The sequence below is a fragment of the Chryseobacterium sp. HNCC26DJ238 genome, from assembly GCF_057180465.1.
The window spans coordinates 84,833-101,562 of record NZ_JBXUGI010000006.1; the positions used below are offsets into that span (position 1 = coordinate 84,833).

Sequence of the window (16,730 nt, forward strand, 5' to 3'; positions counted from 1 at the left end):
TCTGTCATCCTGAAACCTTCAGGTTCGACATAGTGAAGTAATATTAGTTTAAAAAAATACAATGAATTTCAAAAAAGAACCATTCTTCGACGGCAATTCTGCATGGGAAGATGTAGGAAACGGTGTTTCAAGACAATTTGTAGGATACAATTCTCAGGTCATGATGGTCATCGTGAAATTTGAGAAGGATGCGATCGGAACTTTACATCAGCATTTTCATTCTCAGATCACCTATGTATCAGAAGGAAAATTTGAAGTAACCGTGGACGGGGAAACTAAAATTTTACAGAAAGGCGACGGTTTTTTTGCCCAACCGAATATTTTACATGGCGTAAAATGTCTGGAAGCAGGGCAGCTGATCGATGCATTTACGCCGTTCAGAGAAGATTTTCTGAAAGATTAAATTTTGCAGAATCAAACCTCACATTTTTTAAAACTGTGAGATGTATAATTATGAGCCTATGAAAAAAGCAATTTTTCTTTTTACAATCCTCTTTTTCATTCAATTTCCTGCACAGGAAAAAATATTATTCTGGCCAAAAGGTGAAATGCCTAATTCGAAAATTTCAGCTTCAAAAACAAAGAAGAAGAAAATCCTTGCAAAACTGAAGGAGCCTGAACTGTTTGCTTTTTTACCGCCCGTGAAAGAGAGAAATCAAAAATCAGTCATTATCATTCCCGGTGGCGGTTATTCTAAACTCACATATGACGAAGGTGCTTTTCAGATTGCTAAATGGATGAATACTTTGGGAATTTCGGCTTTTGTTCTCAACTACAGACTTCCTACCTCAGAGGATTTGATTCGAAAAGAAATTGCACCGCTGCAGGACATTCAGGCTTCCATCAAATTCGTCAGAAAAAATGCAGCTCAGTGGGGAATTTCTCCCGATCAGGTCGGTGTCGTTGGAACTTCAGCAGGCGGACATTTAGCAACAATGGTCAGCAATATTTCTAAAGACTATACAGAATTAAAAGGCGATTGGGAAAACATTTCCATCATCCCGAATTTTGCGGTTCTCTTTTGTCCGGTCATTGACTTTGGTGAGTATGCACATAAGGGAAGTCGGGACAGTTTATTAGGCCAAAATGCTTCTAAAGAAAAAATCAGTGAATATTCCACGCAAAACCTGGTGACAGAAAAAACACCACCGACGATTTTATTCCACAATCAGGATGATACAGCTGTTCCGCCAATGAACAGTATTCTGTATTTCAAAGCGATGACAAAAAATAACGTAAAAGGTTCAATGTTTATTTTTCCTAAAGGTGGCCACCGTTTTTTTGTGACCGATAAAGATGCAGTAAACGAAAATTGGAAAAAACTGTGTGCAGACTGGCTTGAAAATATGGGTAGTTGATCATGGGTAATGGGTAATGAGTAATTGGTAATGAGTAATAGGTAATGGGTAATTTTAAAATGCTTAAAAAAATTTCATACATAATTGATACATGGTCACACTGAGCCTGTCGAAGAGTTGTGCCTTTGCGATTAACCAACAGAAACAAAATTGATAATCAATGAAAAACTTCATCCTTATATTCAGCATTTTTATTGGAATTCAAATTTCAGCGCAACAGAAAATTGCGGTTTGGGAAAAAGGAACAATGCCCAATTCCAAAGGCTTAAAATTAAATATCGTTGAAGAAAAAGAAGGCAGGATCACGCAGATTCAGGAAGCAGAACTGTTCGCCTTTCTTCCGGCAAAAGAAGAACGAAAAAAAATGGCCGTCATCATTATTCCGGGTGGCGGTTACAGACATTTGACCTATGATTTAGGCGGATATTCTTACGCAAAATGGCTCAATACTTTAGGCATTTCAGCATTTGTTTTAAATTACAGACTTCCAACTTCACCGGATTTAAAACAAAAAGAAACCGGGCCTTTACAGGATGTTCAGGCCGCAATAAAATTAATCAGAAAAAATGCTGCTCAATATGGAATTTCACCCGACCAGATTGGAGTTTTGGGAACTTCAGCAGGTGGACATCTGGCAGCAATGGCCAGCAATATACCGACAGATTATACCGAATTGAAAGGCGATTGGACGGAAGTTTCAACGATTCCAAATTTTGCGGTTCTGGTTTCCCCGGTTATTGACCTGGGTGAATTTGCACATAAAGGAAGCCGTGTAAATCTATTGGGAGAAAACGCATCAGCAGAAAAAATAACTGAATATTCAATGCAGAACAGGGTAACGGAAAAAACGCCGCCAACGATCCTGTTTCATGCACAGAATGACAATGCTGTTCCTGTCATCAACTCCATTTTATACTACGAAGCGATGATTAAAAATAAAGTGAAAGGTGCGATGTTTATTTTCCCCGAAGGCAAACATAACATTGGAATTTCCAATACATCTGAACTGACGGATAACTGGAAAAAAATCTGTGCGGACTGGCTTGGGGGCATGAGTAATCAGTAATGGGTAATCAGTAATGGGTAATAGGTAATGGGTAATGAGTGATGGGGTGATCTGTTCACTGTGATAGGCTTCGAAATTTTACGATTGCCGTTTTTTTTAAAATCTTGAAATAAGCGGTGGAATTATGACGTAAAGTTTTTGAGAAGCGTACTATTTTAAAGAGCAAAATTGCGATAAATCGCTGATGAAGTCTGAAAACATTCTTTTTAAATTTTTTCATTTTAACTTAAAAGAAATTACAGTTCAGCTTAAAATCAATTTATCGATTATCATTTGTTCCCTTAAAATCATATATCTATCAAAGTAAAGCTTTGCTAAAATTTTTATATTAAAATATGCATCATCTTAAAATCGATTTATTGATTATCCTTTACCCTTTAAAATAATACAGATCAAACAAATCTTTGCGACTAAAACATTTACATTGAAATATCCATCAGCTTAAAATCAATTTATTGATTATCCTTTGCCCCTTAAAATAATACATACCAGACAAAATCTTTGCGACTAAACATTTACATTGAAATATCCATCAGCTTAAAATCAATTTATTGATGATCCTTTGCCTCTTAAAATAATACATATCAAACAAAATCTTTGCGACTAAAATATTTATATTAAAATATACATCAGCTTAAAATCAATTTATTGATTATCCTTAGCCCCTTAAAATAATACAGATCTAACAAAATCTTTGCGTTAAAAAACATCCAATCAAATCATCAAAAAAAATTAATAAAATGCTAAAACTCATTCAACATAAAATCTTTTTACTGGCCTGCGGAACATTGATTTCTATTTCAGGTTTAGCACAAAAAAATTTAAAATTAATTTATAACCAACCTGCAGAAAACTGGAACGAAGCTTTACCCATCGGAAACGGGAGACTCGGTGCAATGGTCTATGGTGGAGCAGCTCAGGAACACCTTCAGCTGAACGAAGAAACCATCTGGGCAGGCGAGCCGGGAAACAATGTCCCGAAAAACACATTTGACAATATTCAGAAAGTTAGAAAACTGATCAATGAACGCCAGTTTGAAAAAGCTCAGGAGGTAACCAATAAGACCTATCCCAGACAGGCTCCTCAAAATCTGAATTACGGAATGCCCTATCAGACGATGGGCGATCTGTTTTTAGATTTTAGAGGTCATGAGAATTTTTCCCATTACAGTCGGACATTAGATATTGAAAAGGCAGTCACCACAGTTTCTTATGAAGTGAACGGAGTCACTTTCAAGCGTGAAATCTTTTCTTCTTTTGCAGATAACGTCGTGATGATCAAATTATCTTCCGGAAAAAAGGGAAGTTTATATTTTAAGATCAATGCTTCTACCCCACATCTTCAAAAATCAATTTTCATTGAAAAAAACCAATTGGTTATTAAAGGGACAGGTGGTTCAGTAGATAACAAAACCGGGAAAATTAATTTTAAAATGATTGCTGTTCCGGTTTTAAAAGGCGGAAAACTAACTTCAACAAAAGACCAGTTAATTATTTCCGGGGCTGATGAGGTCGTCATCTTCGTTTCTATTGCAACCAATTTTAAAAAGTACAATGATCTTTCAGGTAATCCTAATGCAAGAGTTGCGGAATATATTAAATCAGCCCTGCATAAAAAATATGATGATGGACTGAAAGCTCATGTTGAGAAATACCGGAAATATTTTAAGCGGGTCACCTTAGATCTGGGAACAACCGGACAGGCAAAAAAGACCACAGACATCCGAATTAAAGAATTCGGAACTACTCAAGATCCAGATCTGGTGGCACTGTATTTTCAGTTTGGACGTTATTTATTGATATCCTCATCGCAACAGGGGACTCAACCCGCCAACTTACAGGGAATCTGGAATTATCAGCTGAATCCGGCATGGGACAGCAAATATACCGTCAACATCAATACGGAGATGAATTACTGGCCTGCAGAAAATACGAACCTCAGCGAAATGCATGAGCCTCTGTTTGATATGATTCAGGATTTATCGGTGACCGGAAAGGAATCTGCAAGCGAAATGTACCATGCAAGAGGCTGGAATATGCATCACAATACGGATCTTTGGAGAATTACCGGTGTTGTTGACGGTGGTTTCTATGGCATGTGGCCAATGGGGGGAGCCTGGCTGACCCAACATATTTGGAATCATTATCTGTACACCGGGGACAAAGAATTCTTAAAGAGAAATTACGAGGTTTTAAAAGGTTGTGCCCTATTCTATTTAGATGTTCTGCAAAAGGATTCTTCAGAAAAATATCTTGTCGTTTCCCCATCAATGTCACCGGAAAACAAATACTTTAAAAATGTCAGCATCACCGAAGGAACAACGATGGATAATCAATTGGTTTTTGATGTGTTTAATAACTTCATCAACGCTTCTGAAACTTTAGATCAGGATAAAATTCTTTCTGATGAAGTGAAGCTGGCTCTGTCTAAACTTCCACCGATGCAGATCGGGCAACATGCTCAATTGCAGGAATGGATGACGGATATGGACAAAACCGATGATCAGCACAGGCATATTTCCCATCTTTACGGACTTTTTCCTTCCGGACAGATCTCCCCTTTAAGAAATCCTGAACTGGCAGAAGCGACAAAAAATTCGATGATTTACCGTGGCGACAAATCAACCGGCTGGTCAATGGGCTGGAAAGTAAACTGGTGGGCAAGATTACTGGATGGAAACAGGGCATTTAAACTCATTTCAGATCAGTTAACTCCTGCACCACTGGAAATGAAAGGTCAGTCCGGAGGTACTTATCCTAACCTTCTGGATGCACATCCCCCGTTTCAGATTGACGGAAACTTCGGATGTACTTCTGGTATTGCAGAGATGTTACTGCAGAGCTATGACGGTTATATGTATATTTTACCGGCACTGCCTGATGCTTTACCGAATGGATCTGTTAAAGGTCTGAAAGCACGAGGTGGCTTTGAAGTGGATATTGAGTGGAAAAATTCTAAGCTGACCAGACTGACGGTTAAGTCACTTTTAGGGGGAAATGCAAGAATCCGGATTGCCGGTAATACTAAATTACAATCTAAAACTATCCTTACTCCTGCATCAGGAGAAAATCCAAATGAATACTATCAGGTCAACCGCATCAAAAAACCAGTAATTTCAGAAAAAGCAGATCTGAAAATCACTCCCACCCACCATACTCTTATTTTTGATTTTACAACCCAAAAAAACAGCACACATACCTTTAAATAAATTATCTTATAATTAATGCGCAATCGGTTGTATCAAATTAATATTCAACAAATAGCTTTTAATTACAATTTTTAATTAAAATATTTGCTGTTTTAACAAATATTTATAATTTTACAAAACTAAACAACAAAATCTTATTAACTATGAAAATTAATTTCACAGCAGCTATGTCTATAGTTGCTCTCAGCACTGCTTTAGTCTTCACAGGATGTGGACATGATGACCTCAAAAGTGAACTTTCTGAAAATCTCACTCCCAGCAGTATTGAAAATTCATCATTGGCAAAAACAGTCGTTCCTTTAGCAAACTGTGTTGCTCCCGGATGGGCTTCACAAAACGGGGGAACCACAGGAGGCGGAACCGCTGCTGAAACCACTGTCACTACGTATGCTCAGTTAAAATCAGCTATTGAAAACAGTGCTGTAAAAGTCATTAAAATTACGGGAACCATTACCATCACTACCCGTCTCTCTCTTCAGGATCAGACCGGAAAGACAATTTATGGGACCAGTGGTGCAAAACTGGTATCGACCAACCAGACAAAAGACGGTTCAGGGATTATCAACATCAAAAGATGCAACAATATTGTTGTGAGAAACCTTATTTTTGAGGGTCCCGGAGCTTACGATACCGATGGGTGGGACAATGCAATCCTGGATGACTGTCGAAATGTATGGATCGATCACTGTGAATTCAGAGATGGTGTAGACGGCAATTTCGATATTAAAAACAAATCCGATTATGTTACCGTTTCGTATACAAAATTCCATTATTTAAAAGCTCCGAAAGCAGGAGGTTCCGGCGGGACTGATGATCACAGATTTTCTAACCTGATCGGATCCAGCGATGGGGCAACAGCTGACGCAGGGAAACTCAATGTAACTTTTGTACGATGCTGGTGGGCACCGGGATGCAGAGAACGTATGCCACGGGTGAGGTTTGGCAAAATCCATATCCTGAACAGCTACTTCAACAGCCCTGTAAGCAATAAATGTATTGCAGCCGGAGTACAGGCAAATATTCTTGTGGAAAGAAATGTATTTGAAAATGTGAAAGAACCGATCAACCTGATGAGCGGGTTTACAGCCGTTACGCAGACCGGAAACAGTTTTATCAACGTAACCGGAAACACGGCAGGAAGCGGAACAGCATTTACCCCTTCCTACTCCATCGTAAAACTTGCTGTCAATGATGTAAAAGCAGATGTAACAGCCAATGCAGGAGCAACTTTATCGGGAAATATCTGTGAAAGCTTCTAAATAATTTTTTTAAATGAAAAAGCCTGATGTATCTTACTACATCAGGCTTTATTTTTTATTCAGCAATCTTATTCCGTTTCAACCACTTTGCATATTCGTTTTCGATCAGCTTGGTTCCCGCTTCATTATACCAGCTGTACCCCATTCTGCGCTCTTCAGAAACGTCTTCATAATTATATTTTACGCTTCCGTCACGATCTCCGAAAACAGGCCTGTTGGTAGGGATGTCATAAAATCTTGCCCAGACTGAAGATCCTTCTTTTTTGGACAGAACACGGACTACTTTTCCCCCTTTCTTATTCACTTCGTAAGCATAACCATCAATTTTACTTTCTCTGAACCAACGAACAGCTGATTTTACTGATTTTTCAATCTCCGGGGTTAACGGCTGCTGCATCAGGAATTTTACTATATTGACCGATTCCCCGCTGGCTAACGACATGGGCTCAAAAGCTCTGGCTTTTTCAGGCTGCAGTGTTATTTCATTATACTGATCTGCCCATATCGACAGCTTTCCTTTTTGCAGTACCTGTGTTTTCAGGATGCATGCAATTCCTTTTTGTAAAGCCGTTTTAGATTTTTCTTTTAATCGGGGATTTACTGCATCAAAACCTTCCTTACCTTCAGCAATATTGTAGAGAATTGTTAAAACATTGATCATGGCATTATCGTTATACGTAACCTGCTTCCTGTAAATTGAGGTATTGGGATAATATTGTGGGAAACCTCCGTTTTCATACTGCATCGAGAGTATATACCCAATTCCTTTTTCAGCTGATTTCAGGTAATCAGGATTTTTAGTGGTTTGATATGCTTTGATCAGACCATTAATTTCCCTGGAAGTCGCATTGTTATCGATGGTTGCTAAATCGTTGTCAGCTGCTTTTATTATTTTTAAAAGTTCAGGATCAATTTTTAACGCGTAATCAACATTTTTTTTATCGCTTGTATGTTTTCCCCAACCTCCGTTTGGAAGCTGGTAAACCATCATTTTTTCAGCTAAGGTATCTTTTACCTGTGCAGAAATTACGGTGGTAAACAAAAAGAACGAAGCTATTGTCAGTTTTAAATGAGTCATTTTTAATTTTATTTAATGGTAATTTTTAGAGGGTTAGCAACTATTTGCGCCTGTTTTCTTAAAAGATCTTCCCAATCATTCTGTGTTTTTATCTGTCCGCTTTTCTGCCAGGCAAATCCTGCATAATAAATCAGTTTATTCCGGGGCTTTGTTACAACCAGCAGGTTACTCTGATCAGGAATTTCAGATGTAAAAGCGATGGATTCCTCAATCATTTTCGGATCTGTTACAATCCCTTCCCCTACGAATGCATCATCAATTTTTTCCCAGTACAGATAATATCCCATTTGATCATTGAGCTTGGTCTCCCCTTCGTTTTTATGAAGGGTAATTCCGATGGTATAGTTCGGAACAGATTTTTCTGTTTCAAAAGTCGATTCAAACTTAGAAAAATTAGAACCCAGATCGAGGGAAATTCTCTTAGTTTCTTTCACTCCAAATTCGCTCCAGGGTGCATAGGTCAGTTCAAAAACGGTTCTTAAAGGGCCTTCTGCAATGGTTTTGGAAGTTACAAAGTTTTGGGAAACCTGCAGTTTCCTGTCTTTCCATATTCCGATTCCGCCTGTTCCTCGGCTGTCTCCCACGTGGTATGGGTCATATCCCTCACCTCTCGTGTCTTTGTGATAATACATGGGATCCGTCAGATAGCCTTTGTACCACTCGTTAATCACAGATTTTTCGGTTCGTTTAAACCAAATATCCACACCGCTGGAAAGTGTACTCCCCTTTACTTTTGCCAAAGCCTCAGCCTGCCCCTTCGGGCCATATACCCTAAATGCTGTTTTATCATTTTCCCAGGTATAATCATCGGCTCTTTCCGGAACGAGTCTTGAATAGGTGATCAGTTCACTTTCAGGAACCGGTATTTGAGAATCGGCTACGATAGCATAAGAATTCGTTTTCTTCGCACCTACTATTGCCTGAAAAAGAACCTCATCATTTTTTCCGTCACCGTCATTATCGATCCACTGTACGGGAAGATATTGATTCCGGGAATCCTTTATTCTTAAATCTTCAGCTTTACTTTTCCTTAAAAAGGTTTTCAACTGACCTACTGACAAAGAAACGACTTCATTTCTCGCAAAATCCTGTGTATTTTTTACCTGAACAGAAGTCTGTGCATGGGCAAAGTTCGTCGCTATGCAAACGATTGCACAACTTAAAGCAAGTTTATCTGTTTTTTGTCCGAACATAAAATGTTGTTTTCTCAAAAGTAGAAATATTCTGAATATTTTATGGATTTTAAACCTTAAATGTTTCTTAAAATGATTTTTTAGGATTTAAATAGTTTTAAACCTATCTAAACAAAATCAGCATAGCATAAATACCTTTAAACTTTTAGCGTTAAGCAAATTGAAAGATAAGACCCGAAAGAAAGTTTACTATCCGAATCCAGGCGGATAAAGTGAATGACAATACCGAGATAGAATACGCGCAAGTTTTAAACTTTTCACCACAGGATCAATTTGTAGCATAAAAGTTTTGGGACCTGATCTTTTGGTTCTTTTGCATCGATGCAAAAGAACATTCCAAAATTTTAAATTCATTTAAAATTTATATTTTTATATTCAAATAAATGTGCATGAAAGAGCATCCTCAATTCTACGAAATACAACGCTTCAGACAATGGTGGCTCTGGATGGTTATTACTTTAATCCTTGGGTTTTCCGTATACAACGCCCTAGAAAATGAAGCTTTTTTCTCAAAACCGGAATTGATCAGCTCGACAGCCGTTCCCACTTTAATTTTATTTTTATTTTTTATTATTAAATTAGAAACTAAAATCGATGTTTTGGGAATCAGGGTTCGGCTTTTCCCATTCCATTTTCAGTTTAAATATTTCCCGTGGAAAAATATTCAGAAAGCGTACATCAGAGAATATTCTCCGATGATGGATTATGGTGGATGGGGATTGCGGTTGGGAACGTTCGGAAAAGGAAAAGCGTATTCTGTTTCAGGAGATTTGGGGCTGCAGCTTGTTTTTAAAAATGAAAAGAAACTGTTGGTCGGAACCCAGAAAGCCGATGAACTAAAAAATTTCATGAAACAGATCGGAAAAGCTTGAATAATCGGGGCTGAGATGCTTTCATCAGAAAGATTATGCGCTGATCGCTGAGGCTTTATTATTTAGGATTCATCAAGTAAGTTCACATTCTATTTTATATTTAAATGTTCAATTTATTAAGTACTCCAACTCCAGTCATTTCTATTTTTTGATATTGACTGTTTTATTTTTAAATTGCATGATTCAAAAACACAAATATCACAAAAATAATATGAATCAAAACATTCCTTTCGAACTTCAGGTAAAGCACACCCCCTACGTCAATTATACTTTCGTTTTAAACCGATATAATTTCCTTCAACAGATTTCTTTCAATGAAGTCAGTGAAGATCTTGAAAATCTAAACCTTCAGATCTCGTCATCACTAGGAATTTTTGAAATTTACAATATCTACATCGACCAGCTGAAAAAAGATTCGCTGTACAAAATATCGCTTTTCAATTTCGTTTTTGACAATGTTTTACTCAAGAGTCTTTCTGAAAAAGATATAGATACGATTACCGTAGAGGTTTTACAGAATAAAGAAACAGTTTTCCGGAAAAACTTTTCTGTTGAAGTGCTTCCTGTAGACTATTTTGGAGGTTTGCAGACACTTCCCCAACTGCTGGCATCGTATGTTATTCCCAACCATGCACTGATTTACAAAATTAAATCAGATGCCATCAAGCTTCTTGAACAAAAAGACATGAATCCTTCTTTTGAAGGTTACCAGGCAAATGACAGAAAGCGTGTTCTTGAGATGGTTTCTGCTATTTATAAAGCGATTCAGAATTTAGAACTGATTTACAGTTCAATGCCACACAGTTTCGAAGAAAACGGACAGAGAATCCGTCTGCTCGATCAGGTAGCAGAGACAAAATTCGGGAACGGCATTGATATTTCGCTTTTATTTATAGCGTGCCTGGAAGCCATCAGTCTCAACCCTATTCTGGTCATTACAAAAGGGCACGCATTCACAGGGGTGTGGCTCGATGACGAGAGGTTTGATGCCATGGTCAATTTTGACAGGAGCGCTATCTCAAAAAGGATTGCCAGCGGAATCAGAGATATTGCTTTAATAGAATCTGCCAATCTCTGCAAAGGAAGTAATCTCAGATTCAGACAGGCAATGGAAAGTGCAGAAACTCAGATCATGGATGCTGATAATTTCATCTTATCCATCGATATAAAAAATGCAAGATCCAACGGTATCTCTCCACTTCCTCTATTAAAAACAGAATCTGTATCCGGTGAAGATCCTGAAGTGAAGTCATTAACTGACAGCAATGATTGGGATCATGATTTTGACATGGGAACGTTATACAGTGATCTCGATCTGACGGACACTTCTCAGCTTACCAAACAGAAAGTCTGGGAAAGAAAGCTGCTGGATCTGTCACTTCGGAATAATCTTCTCAACCTGAGGTTTACCAAAAGTATGCTCCAACTGGTGGATTACAAAGTGAATCTGCTGGAAGATTCTCTGGCAGAAGGAAAAGCTTTTACGATTCATCCGAACAGCAATCAGCCGGTCCTGAGAAAATACAATCTGTATCATGAACCCCTTCATCCTTCGCAGCCACTCTTCCAGTTGGCGGACGATGAGTTTAAATACAATAAAATCCTTACCTACTATCATCAGGATGATCTGGACACCATTCTCACCAACCTGTACAGAAATTCAAAACTGGCTGAAGAGGAAAATGGGAAAAGCACATTATATCTGAGCATCGGACTGTTAAAATGGTACGAACCTAAAAATAAAGAAGTTCCCAGATTTGCACCGATCCTTCTGATTCCTGTAGAACTTTCGAGAAGATCAGTGAATTCCAAATTTATGCTCCGAAGCCGTGAGGAGGAGACAATGATTAATATCACCCTTCTGGAATATCTGAAACAGGAATTCAAATTAAATCTCAACAGCCTTGAAACGTTACCGACTGACGAATTTGGTCTTGATGTATCAAAAGTTATGGCCATCATCCGGAATGCAGTGATGAATCTTGAAGGATGGGATGTTCTGGAACAGATGGTTCTCGGAACTTTTTCCTTCAATAAACTGATTCTGTGGCAGGACCTCTCAAAATATGCTGAAGAAATTCAGAAAAGTCCGATCGTAAAGAGTCTGATTGACGGAAAACTCAGTGAAACGCCGGATCAGGTTGATCTGGATGCTGAAAGTTTAGAAAACATGTCAGCTTCTGAGCTCATGCTTCCAATCTCCACTGATAATTCACAGCTCAATGCAGTAAAAAACGCACATCAGAATAAAACGTTCATCCTTCACGGTCCGCCGGGAACAGGAAAATCACAGACCATTACCAATATCATTGCAGACGCTTTGGCCAATGATAAAAAAGTACTGTTTGTAGCCGCCAAAAAAGCAGCTCTCGATGTTGTTCACAGCAGGTTGGAAAATATCGGACTGGGAGCATTCTGCCTGGAGCTCCACTCGAATAAATCTAAAAAATCTGATGTCCTGAAACAGTTTGAAAGAACTCTCGAATCCTCTAGATTTCAGACAAATAAAAACTTTGGAGAGGAGGCAAAACGTCTGGATGACCGTAAACTTGAACTGGGGAAATATATCAATCAGCTTCACAGAAAATTTAAGGTTGGCTGGAGTCTTTTTGATACCATTTCCTACCTGGAAACCCACCAGGTCAAAGCAGATGATCGGCTGATGACGGATGCGGAACTGGAAAATACAGAAGTATCAACCTGGAACCGCTGGAAAGACTGGCTGATTCCTTTTGCATCGATCGTTCAGAAAACCGGACAGCCTGCTGATCATCCTCTGCACCCAATAACCATTGCCAGCCATCAGTATGAAAATAAAAACGTAATACTCAATGCGGTCCATACTTACATTGAAAAAGAAAATTCAGCTTCGCAGGTAAAGGAAAATCTGCAGCTTCAGAACTCTGATGATCAGGCACTGACTGATTTACTTGACTTTTTATACAGCAATTCGGTTAAAGCCCATTTAGTTGAAATCTGTTTTAACGAAACCCAGTCGAACCTGTTTAAAAACTGGCTGACCCAGCAGGATCTGCTACAGAAAATTGAAAGCCAGATCAGCCACCAGTTTCATTCAGGGATCTTTGATCCTGCTGCCCAGTCACTGCATACCATGTGGAGCCAGGCAAAACACACCTGGTTTATTCCTAAATGGCTGAAGAAAAGAAAAGTAAAACAACAGCTGAACGGTTACAGCAAATCAAAAATTGACTCTGACGCTCAGGTTGATGAGCTTTTCGCACGACTGGAAGAACACAAGCAAATTAAAAATCAGCTTTCCAACAAGAATTTTGATACGATCATCAATGCTTCCACTCCCTACTTCAAAGGAAACCTGTATGATATTCCTGAAATCGAAAAAGACTTCAATACGTTGCAGATCGCAAAAGACCTGGGTTATAAAACCGGAACACAGAATTTTCAGATCTGGCTGAAAACGTTTCTGCATCAACATGAAATTCAACAGCAGTTACCTGAGTTCATTAGTGAAATTAAAGCTTTTCAGGAAAGCAGAATTCATCTGTTAAAGTATGTTGATGAAATTCCGCAGCGCGGGGAGCTTGAAAAAATCATTGAGCATATTGATAAGCTTGACCATTGGGTTAATTATAATGTGTTGAAAGATGAGGCAGAAGATCTGGGACTTACCTGGTTTATCCGATTTTTAGAGCAAAAATTACTGGACACTGATATCATTGAGACGGAATTTGAGAAGATAGTGCATCTGAATTTATTTATTAAAACCATTTATAAATTCCAGACCCTTAACAGTTTTGATGCGGATGTTTATGAATCTCAGATTCAGCAGTATAGGAATCTTCATAAAGAATTTACGCTGCTTACCAAAGATCAACTGATTGTAAAGCTGAGCGGAAAAATTCCAAATTTTGTGCAGGAAGCCGCTCAGAGTTCCGAGATTGGAATTTTACAGAAGGCAATTCGAAATAAAGGCCGGGGGTTATCGATCAGAAAACTTTTTGACCTGATTCCCGGATTGATCCCGAGACTAAAACCGTGTATGCTGATGAGCCCTATTTCAGTAGCGCAGTATTTTGATGTGAATCAGGAACATTTTGATATCGTGATTTTTGATGAAGCTTCACAGCTGCCCACTTCAGAAGCAATCAGTGCTTTGGCAAGAGCCAGGCAAGCCATCATCGTCGGAGATCCCAAGCAGATGCCTCCAACAAGCTTCTTCTCATCTTCAAAAACAGATGAGGACAATGTGGAACTGGAAGACCTTGAAAGTATTCTGGACGACTGCCTGGCACTTTCCATTCCATCCAATTATCTCTTAAGACATTACCGGAGTAAGCATGAAAGCCTGATATCCTTCAGCAATGCCCATTTTTATGACAATAAATTACTCACCTTCCCTTCCCCGGATGACCTCAACCGAAAGGTCACCTTTGAATACGTTGATGGGTTTTACGATAAGGGAAAAACAAGAACTAATGTCAACGAAGCCCAGGCGATTATCGGTTATATTAAAGATCATTTCCTGACCAAAAATAAAAAATCAATCGGAGTGGTTACCTTCAGCCAGACTCAGCAGAATCTGATTGAAGACCTTCTGCAGAAGTTATTTCTGGAAAATCCGGCATTAGAAGAATTTTCATTGAACAGCGCAGAACCTATTTTTATTAAAAATCTAGAAAATGTACAGGGAGACGAAAGAGATGTTATTTTGTTTTCTGTGGGTTACGGACCGGATGAAGAAGGAAAAGTATCTATGAACTTCGGACCACTGAACCGTGACGGAGGCTGGCGCCGACTGAATGTTGCCGTGACGAGAGCCCGGTATGAAATGAAGGTTTTTTCATCCTTAACAGGTGATCAGATCGATCTTAACCGGACGAATGCCGAAGGGGTGAAAGGTTTAAAAAATTTCCTTCATTTTTCTGAAAAAGGTCTGGTTCTTCAGAATACAGCCGTTCAGAGGAGAGATGAGAAATCGATCGTCAACGCCATTGCCCGTCTTCTGGAAAAGCATGGTCTGGAGGTAAAAACCAATATCGGAACATCAGATTATAAAATTGACATCGGAATTATTGATCCTGAAAATAAGAACGAATACCTTCTTGCAATTCTGGTAGACAGTGAAAATTATTTTAACATCAGTACCACCAACGATCGTGAGCTGCTGGCTCCGAATGTCCTTAAAGGACTCGGATGGAATATTTTCAGAATATGGACGCTGGACTGGATCAAAAACAAAGAGAATATTATTATTGAGATCAAAACACTGCTTGAAAAGATTAAAAATGAAGAAAAAAGCAAAGAAGAGGAAAATAAACAAGCCGAACAGTCACAACAAAACAGCCTGAGTGAAATAATCCATGAAGAAGCAAGACCTTCAAGCCAGCCATACAGAGCAGCAGAAATTTCGCCAGTTCCTGATGCAAATTCTGACACTGTTTACGCTCCGGAAAACAAAAGTCTTATTCGCAGCCAGATCATTTAAATCATTGATACAGAGGCTCCGATCAGCCAGACAATGCTGTTCAGGAAGATTCTGAAACTCTGGAATATTTTGAGAACCGGTGCAAAACTGAGCAGTTATCTGGATGAGATCATACAGTCGGTTCCGAATTTGACGGTGACAGAAACATATCAGAAATTCTACTGGTCTGAAACGGTAAGACCGGAAAACCTTTCTACTTATCGTAATAATGATCTTGAAAAAAGAACTATAGAAGATATTGCAGCCGAAGAAATTTCGGTTGCAATTATGGAAATCATGTCTTCCAATCTAAGTGTGAACAAGGATGAATTAATCAGAGTAACCTCAAGATTATTCGGTTTTATGAAAGTAGGTACACAGATTGACAGCGTAGTGCAATACGCAATTAACGAGCTGATCCGGAAAGATTTATTATCAGAAAACGAAGGACGGATTGTGTTGGTATGATCCGAATTAATTTGTGAGTTTTCAATTATTGTTCATAGAGTTAATCTAAATTTCAAAAGTAAAAATTCAGCATGGATAAAGAGACCGTAAGGTATATTATCGATTACTTCAGTAACTTGATGACAGATGATGAGATGTTAGCTTTAAAATATCATATCTATACTCAAAAAACTGAAGAAGACTCAAAAATGAGAAAAACAATGGTTGAAAGAGGATGGATCAATGATACACCTGAAGTGAAACAATTTCTAAAAGATGGGTACGAAAAATTTGAATTAATTACTGCTCAAAGAATGATGCAGGATTCTTCAGATAAAATCTTTTTAAACAGATGCGAAAAATGCCGTAAACTTGCCAGAACACCTTTTGCAAAACAATGCAGATATTGTGGATATGATTGGCATGATCTTAAAATTACGGAAACTAAAAATATTTAAAATATAATGTAGCCATCATTTTACAAATCTATTATACCAAATGCCTGACAGAAAAGAAGTCGAAAGACGAAAACAGATAAACAAAGAATTAAGAGAAAAAGATGCAATTTTATTTGAAAAAAGCCTGCCTGTTTCCCGAGAAGAATTTCAAAATCTTTTTGATTTTTTAGATACAGAAATTGGGGAAAACGGATGCGATGATACGCTGAAAATCACAAAAGAATTTTTAGTCACAAATCATATAAAGAACATCCCTGAAATAGAAAGCTGGCTCAGAAAAAATGGAGGATTCTGCGATTGTGAAGTACTTTACAATGTAGAAGAACTGTTTGAAAATTAATTTCTGT

12 protein-coding genes are annotated in these 16,730 nt (G+C 38.3%); 10 read left to right on the forward strand and 2 right to left on the reverse strand.

Annotated elements, in window-relative coordinates; genetic code table 11:
• Positions 1-61: 61 nt before the first annotated feature.
• The 5 genes from AC2A07_RS07435 (at position 62) to AC2A07_RS07455 (ending at position 6,892) form a co-directional block, all read left to right on the forward strand.
• Entirely contained in the window at positions 62-403 is a 342-nt protein-coding gene (locus AC2A07_RS07435; protein ID WP_314496898.1) for a cupin domain-containing protein, read from the forward strand.
• 58 nt (positions 404-461) lie between these two features.
• Positions 462-1,358, forward strand: coding sequence for an alpha/beta hydrolase (locus tag AC2A07_RS07440; RefSeq protein WP_484049889.1), 897 nt, complete (start codon positions 462-464; stop codon positions 1,356-1,358).
• Positions 1,359-1,518: 160 nt separating this feature from the next.
• Entirely contained in the window at positions 1,519-2,424 is a 906-nt protein-coding gene (locus tag AC2A07_RS07445) for an alpha/beta hydrolase (protein ID WP_484049890.1), read from the forward strand.
• Positions 2,425-3,164: 740 nt separating this feature from the next.
• Entirely contained in the window at positions 3,165-5,633 is a 2,469-nt protein-coding gene (locus AC2A07_RS07450) for a glycoside hydrolase family 95 protein (RefSeq protein WP_484049891.1), read from the forward strand.
• Positions 5,634-5,776: 143 nt separating this feature from the next.
• Positions 5,777-6,892 carry a pectate lyase family protein gene (locus AC2A07_RS07455; protein WP_484049892.1) on the forward strand — a complete coding sequence of 372 codons (1,116 nt, stop codon included), beginning with the start codon at positions 5,777-5,779 and terminating at the stop codon, positions 6,890-6,892.
• A 55-nt stretch (positions 6,893-6,947) separates the two neighbouring features.
• Here AC2A07_RS07455 and pelA read toward each other — a convergent pair whose 3' ends face one another.
• Both pelA and AC2A07_RS07465 read right to left on the reverse strand, forming a co-directional pair.
• Positions 6,948-7,970: a pectate lyase gene (gene pelA / locus AC2A07_RS07460; protein WP_484049893.1), complete on the reverse strand. Its 1,023-nt coding sequence runs from the start codon at positions 7,968-7,970 to the stop codon at positions 6,948-6,950.
• An 8-nt stretch (positions 7,971-7,978) separates the two neighbouring features.
• Positions 7,979-9,163: a DUF4861 family protein gene (locus AC2A07_RS07465; protein WP_484049894.1), complete on the reverse strand. Its 1,185-nt coding sequence runs from the start codon at positions 9,161-9,163 to the stop codon at positions 7,979-7,981.
• Between the two features lie 389 nt (positions 9,164-9,552).
• Between AC2A07_RS07465 and AC2A07_RS07470 the strand changes: the two genes are divergently transcribed.
• From AC2A07_RS07470 to AC2A07_RS07490, 5 genes are all read left to right on the forward strand, one after another.
• Positions 9,553-10,035 (forward strand): hypothetical protein, encoded by a 483-nt coding sequence (locus AC2A07_RS07470; RefSeq protein ID WP_484049895.1) that lies wholly within the window; start codon positions 9,553-9,555, stop codon positions 10,033-10,035.
• 211 nt (positions 10,036-10,246) lie between these two features.
• A complete protein-coding gene (locus AC2A07_RS07475; protein ID WP_484049896.1) occupies positions 10,247-15,499 on the forward strand; it encodes a DUF4011 domain-containing protein in 5,253 nt (1,750 codons plus the stop codon).
• A 3-nt stretch (positions 15,500-15,502) separates the two neighbouring features.
• Positions 15,503-15,946 carry a hypothetical protein gene (locus AC2A07_RS07480; RefSeq protein WP_484049972.1) on the forward strand — a complete coding sequence of 148 codons (444 nt, stop codon included), beginning with the start codon at positions 15,503-15,505 and terminating at the stop codon, positions 15,944-15,946.
• Between the two features lie 71 nt (positions 15,947-16,017).
• Positions 16,018-16,383, forward strand: coding sequence for a hypothetical protein (locus AC2A07_RS07485; RefSeq protein ID WP_484049897.1), 366 nt, complete (start codon positions 16,018-16,020; stop codon positions 16,381-16,383).
• 40 nt (positions 16,384-16,423) lie between these two features.
• Entirely contained in the window at positions 16,424-16,723 is a 300-nt protein-coding gene (locus AC2A07_RS07490; protein WP_484049898.1) for a DUF2695 domain-containing protein, read from the forward strand.
• The last annotated feature ends 7 nt before the right edge of the window (positions 16,724-16,730 follow it).

Bases quoted from the DNA above. Each gene is read 5' to 3' on its own strand.
- pelA (WP_484049893.1), bottom strand. From the start codon at position 7,970: ATGACTCATTTAAAACTGACAATAGCTTCGTTCTTTTTGTTTACCACC.
- AC2A07_RS07485 (WP_484049897.1), top strand. From the start codon at position 16,018: ATGGATAAAGAGACCGTAAGGTATATTATCGATTACTTCAGTAACTTG.
- AC2A07_RS07470 (WP_484049895.1), top strand. From the start codon at position 9,553: ATGAAAGAGCATCCTCAATTCTACGAAATACAACGCTTCAGACAATGG.
- AC2A07_RS07445 (WP_484049890.1), top strand. From the start codon at position 1,519: ATGAAAAACTTCATCCTTATATTCAGCATTTTTATTGGAATTCAAATT.
- AC2A07_RS07490 (WP_484049898.1), top strand. From the start codon at position 16,424: ATGCCTGACAGAAAAGAAGTCGAAAGACGAAAACAGATAAACAAAGAA.
- AC2A07_RS07440 (WP_484049889.1), top strand. From the start codon at position 462: ATGAAAAAAGCAATTTTTCTTTTTACAATCCTCTTTTTCATTCAATTT.
- AC2A07_RS07465 (WP_484049894.1), bottom strand. From the start codon at position 9,163: ATGTTCGGACAAAAAACAGATAAACTTGCTTTAAGTTGTGCAATCGTT.
- AC2A07_RS07435 (WP_314496898.1), top strand. From the start codon at position 62: ATGAATTTCAAAAAAGAACCATTCTTCGACGGCAATTCTGCATGGGAA.
- AC2A07_RS07455 (WP_484049892.1), top strand. From the start codon at position 5,777: ATGAAAATTAATTTCACAGCAGCTATGTCTATAGTTGCTCTCAGCACT.
- AC2A07_RS07450 (WP_484049891.1), top strand. From the start codon at position 3,165: ATGCTAAAACTCATTCAACATAAAATCTTTTTACTGGCCTGCGGAACA.
- AC2A07_RS07475 (WP_484049896.1), top strand. From the start codon at position 10,247: ATGAATCAAAACATTCCTTTCGAACTTCAGGTAAAGCACACCCCCTAC.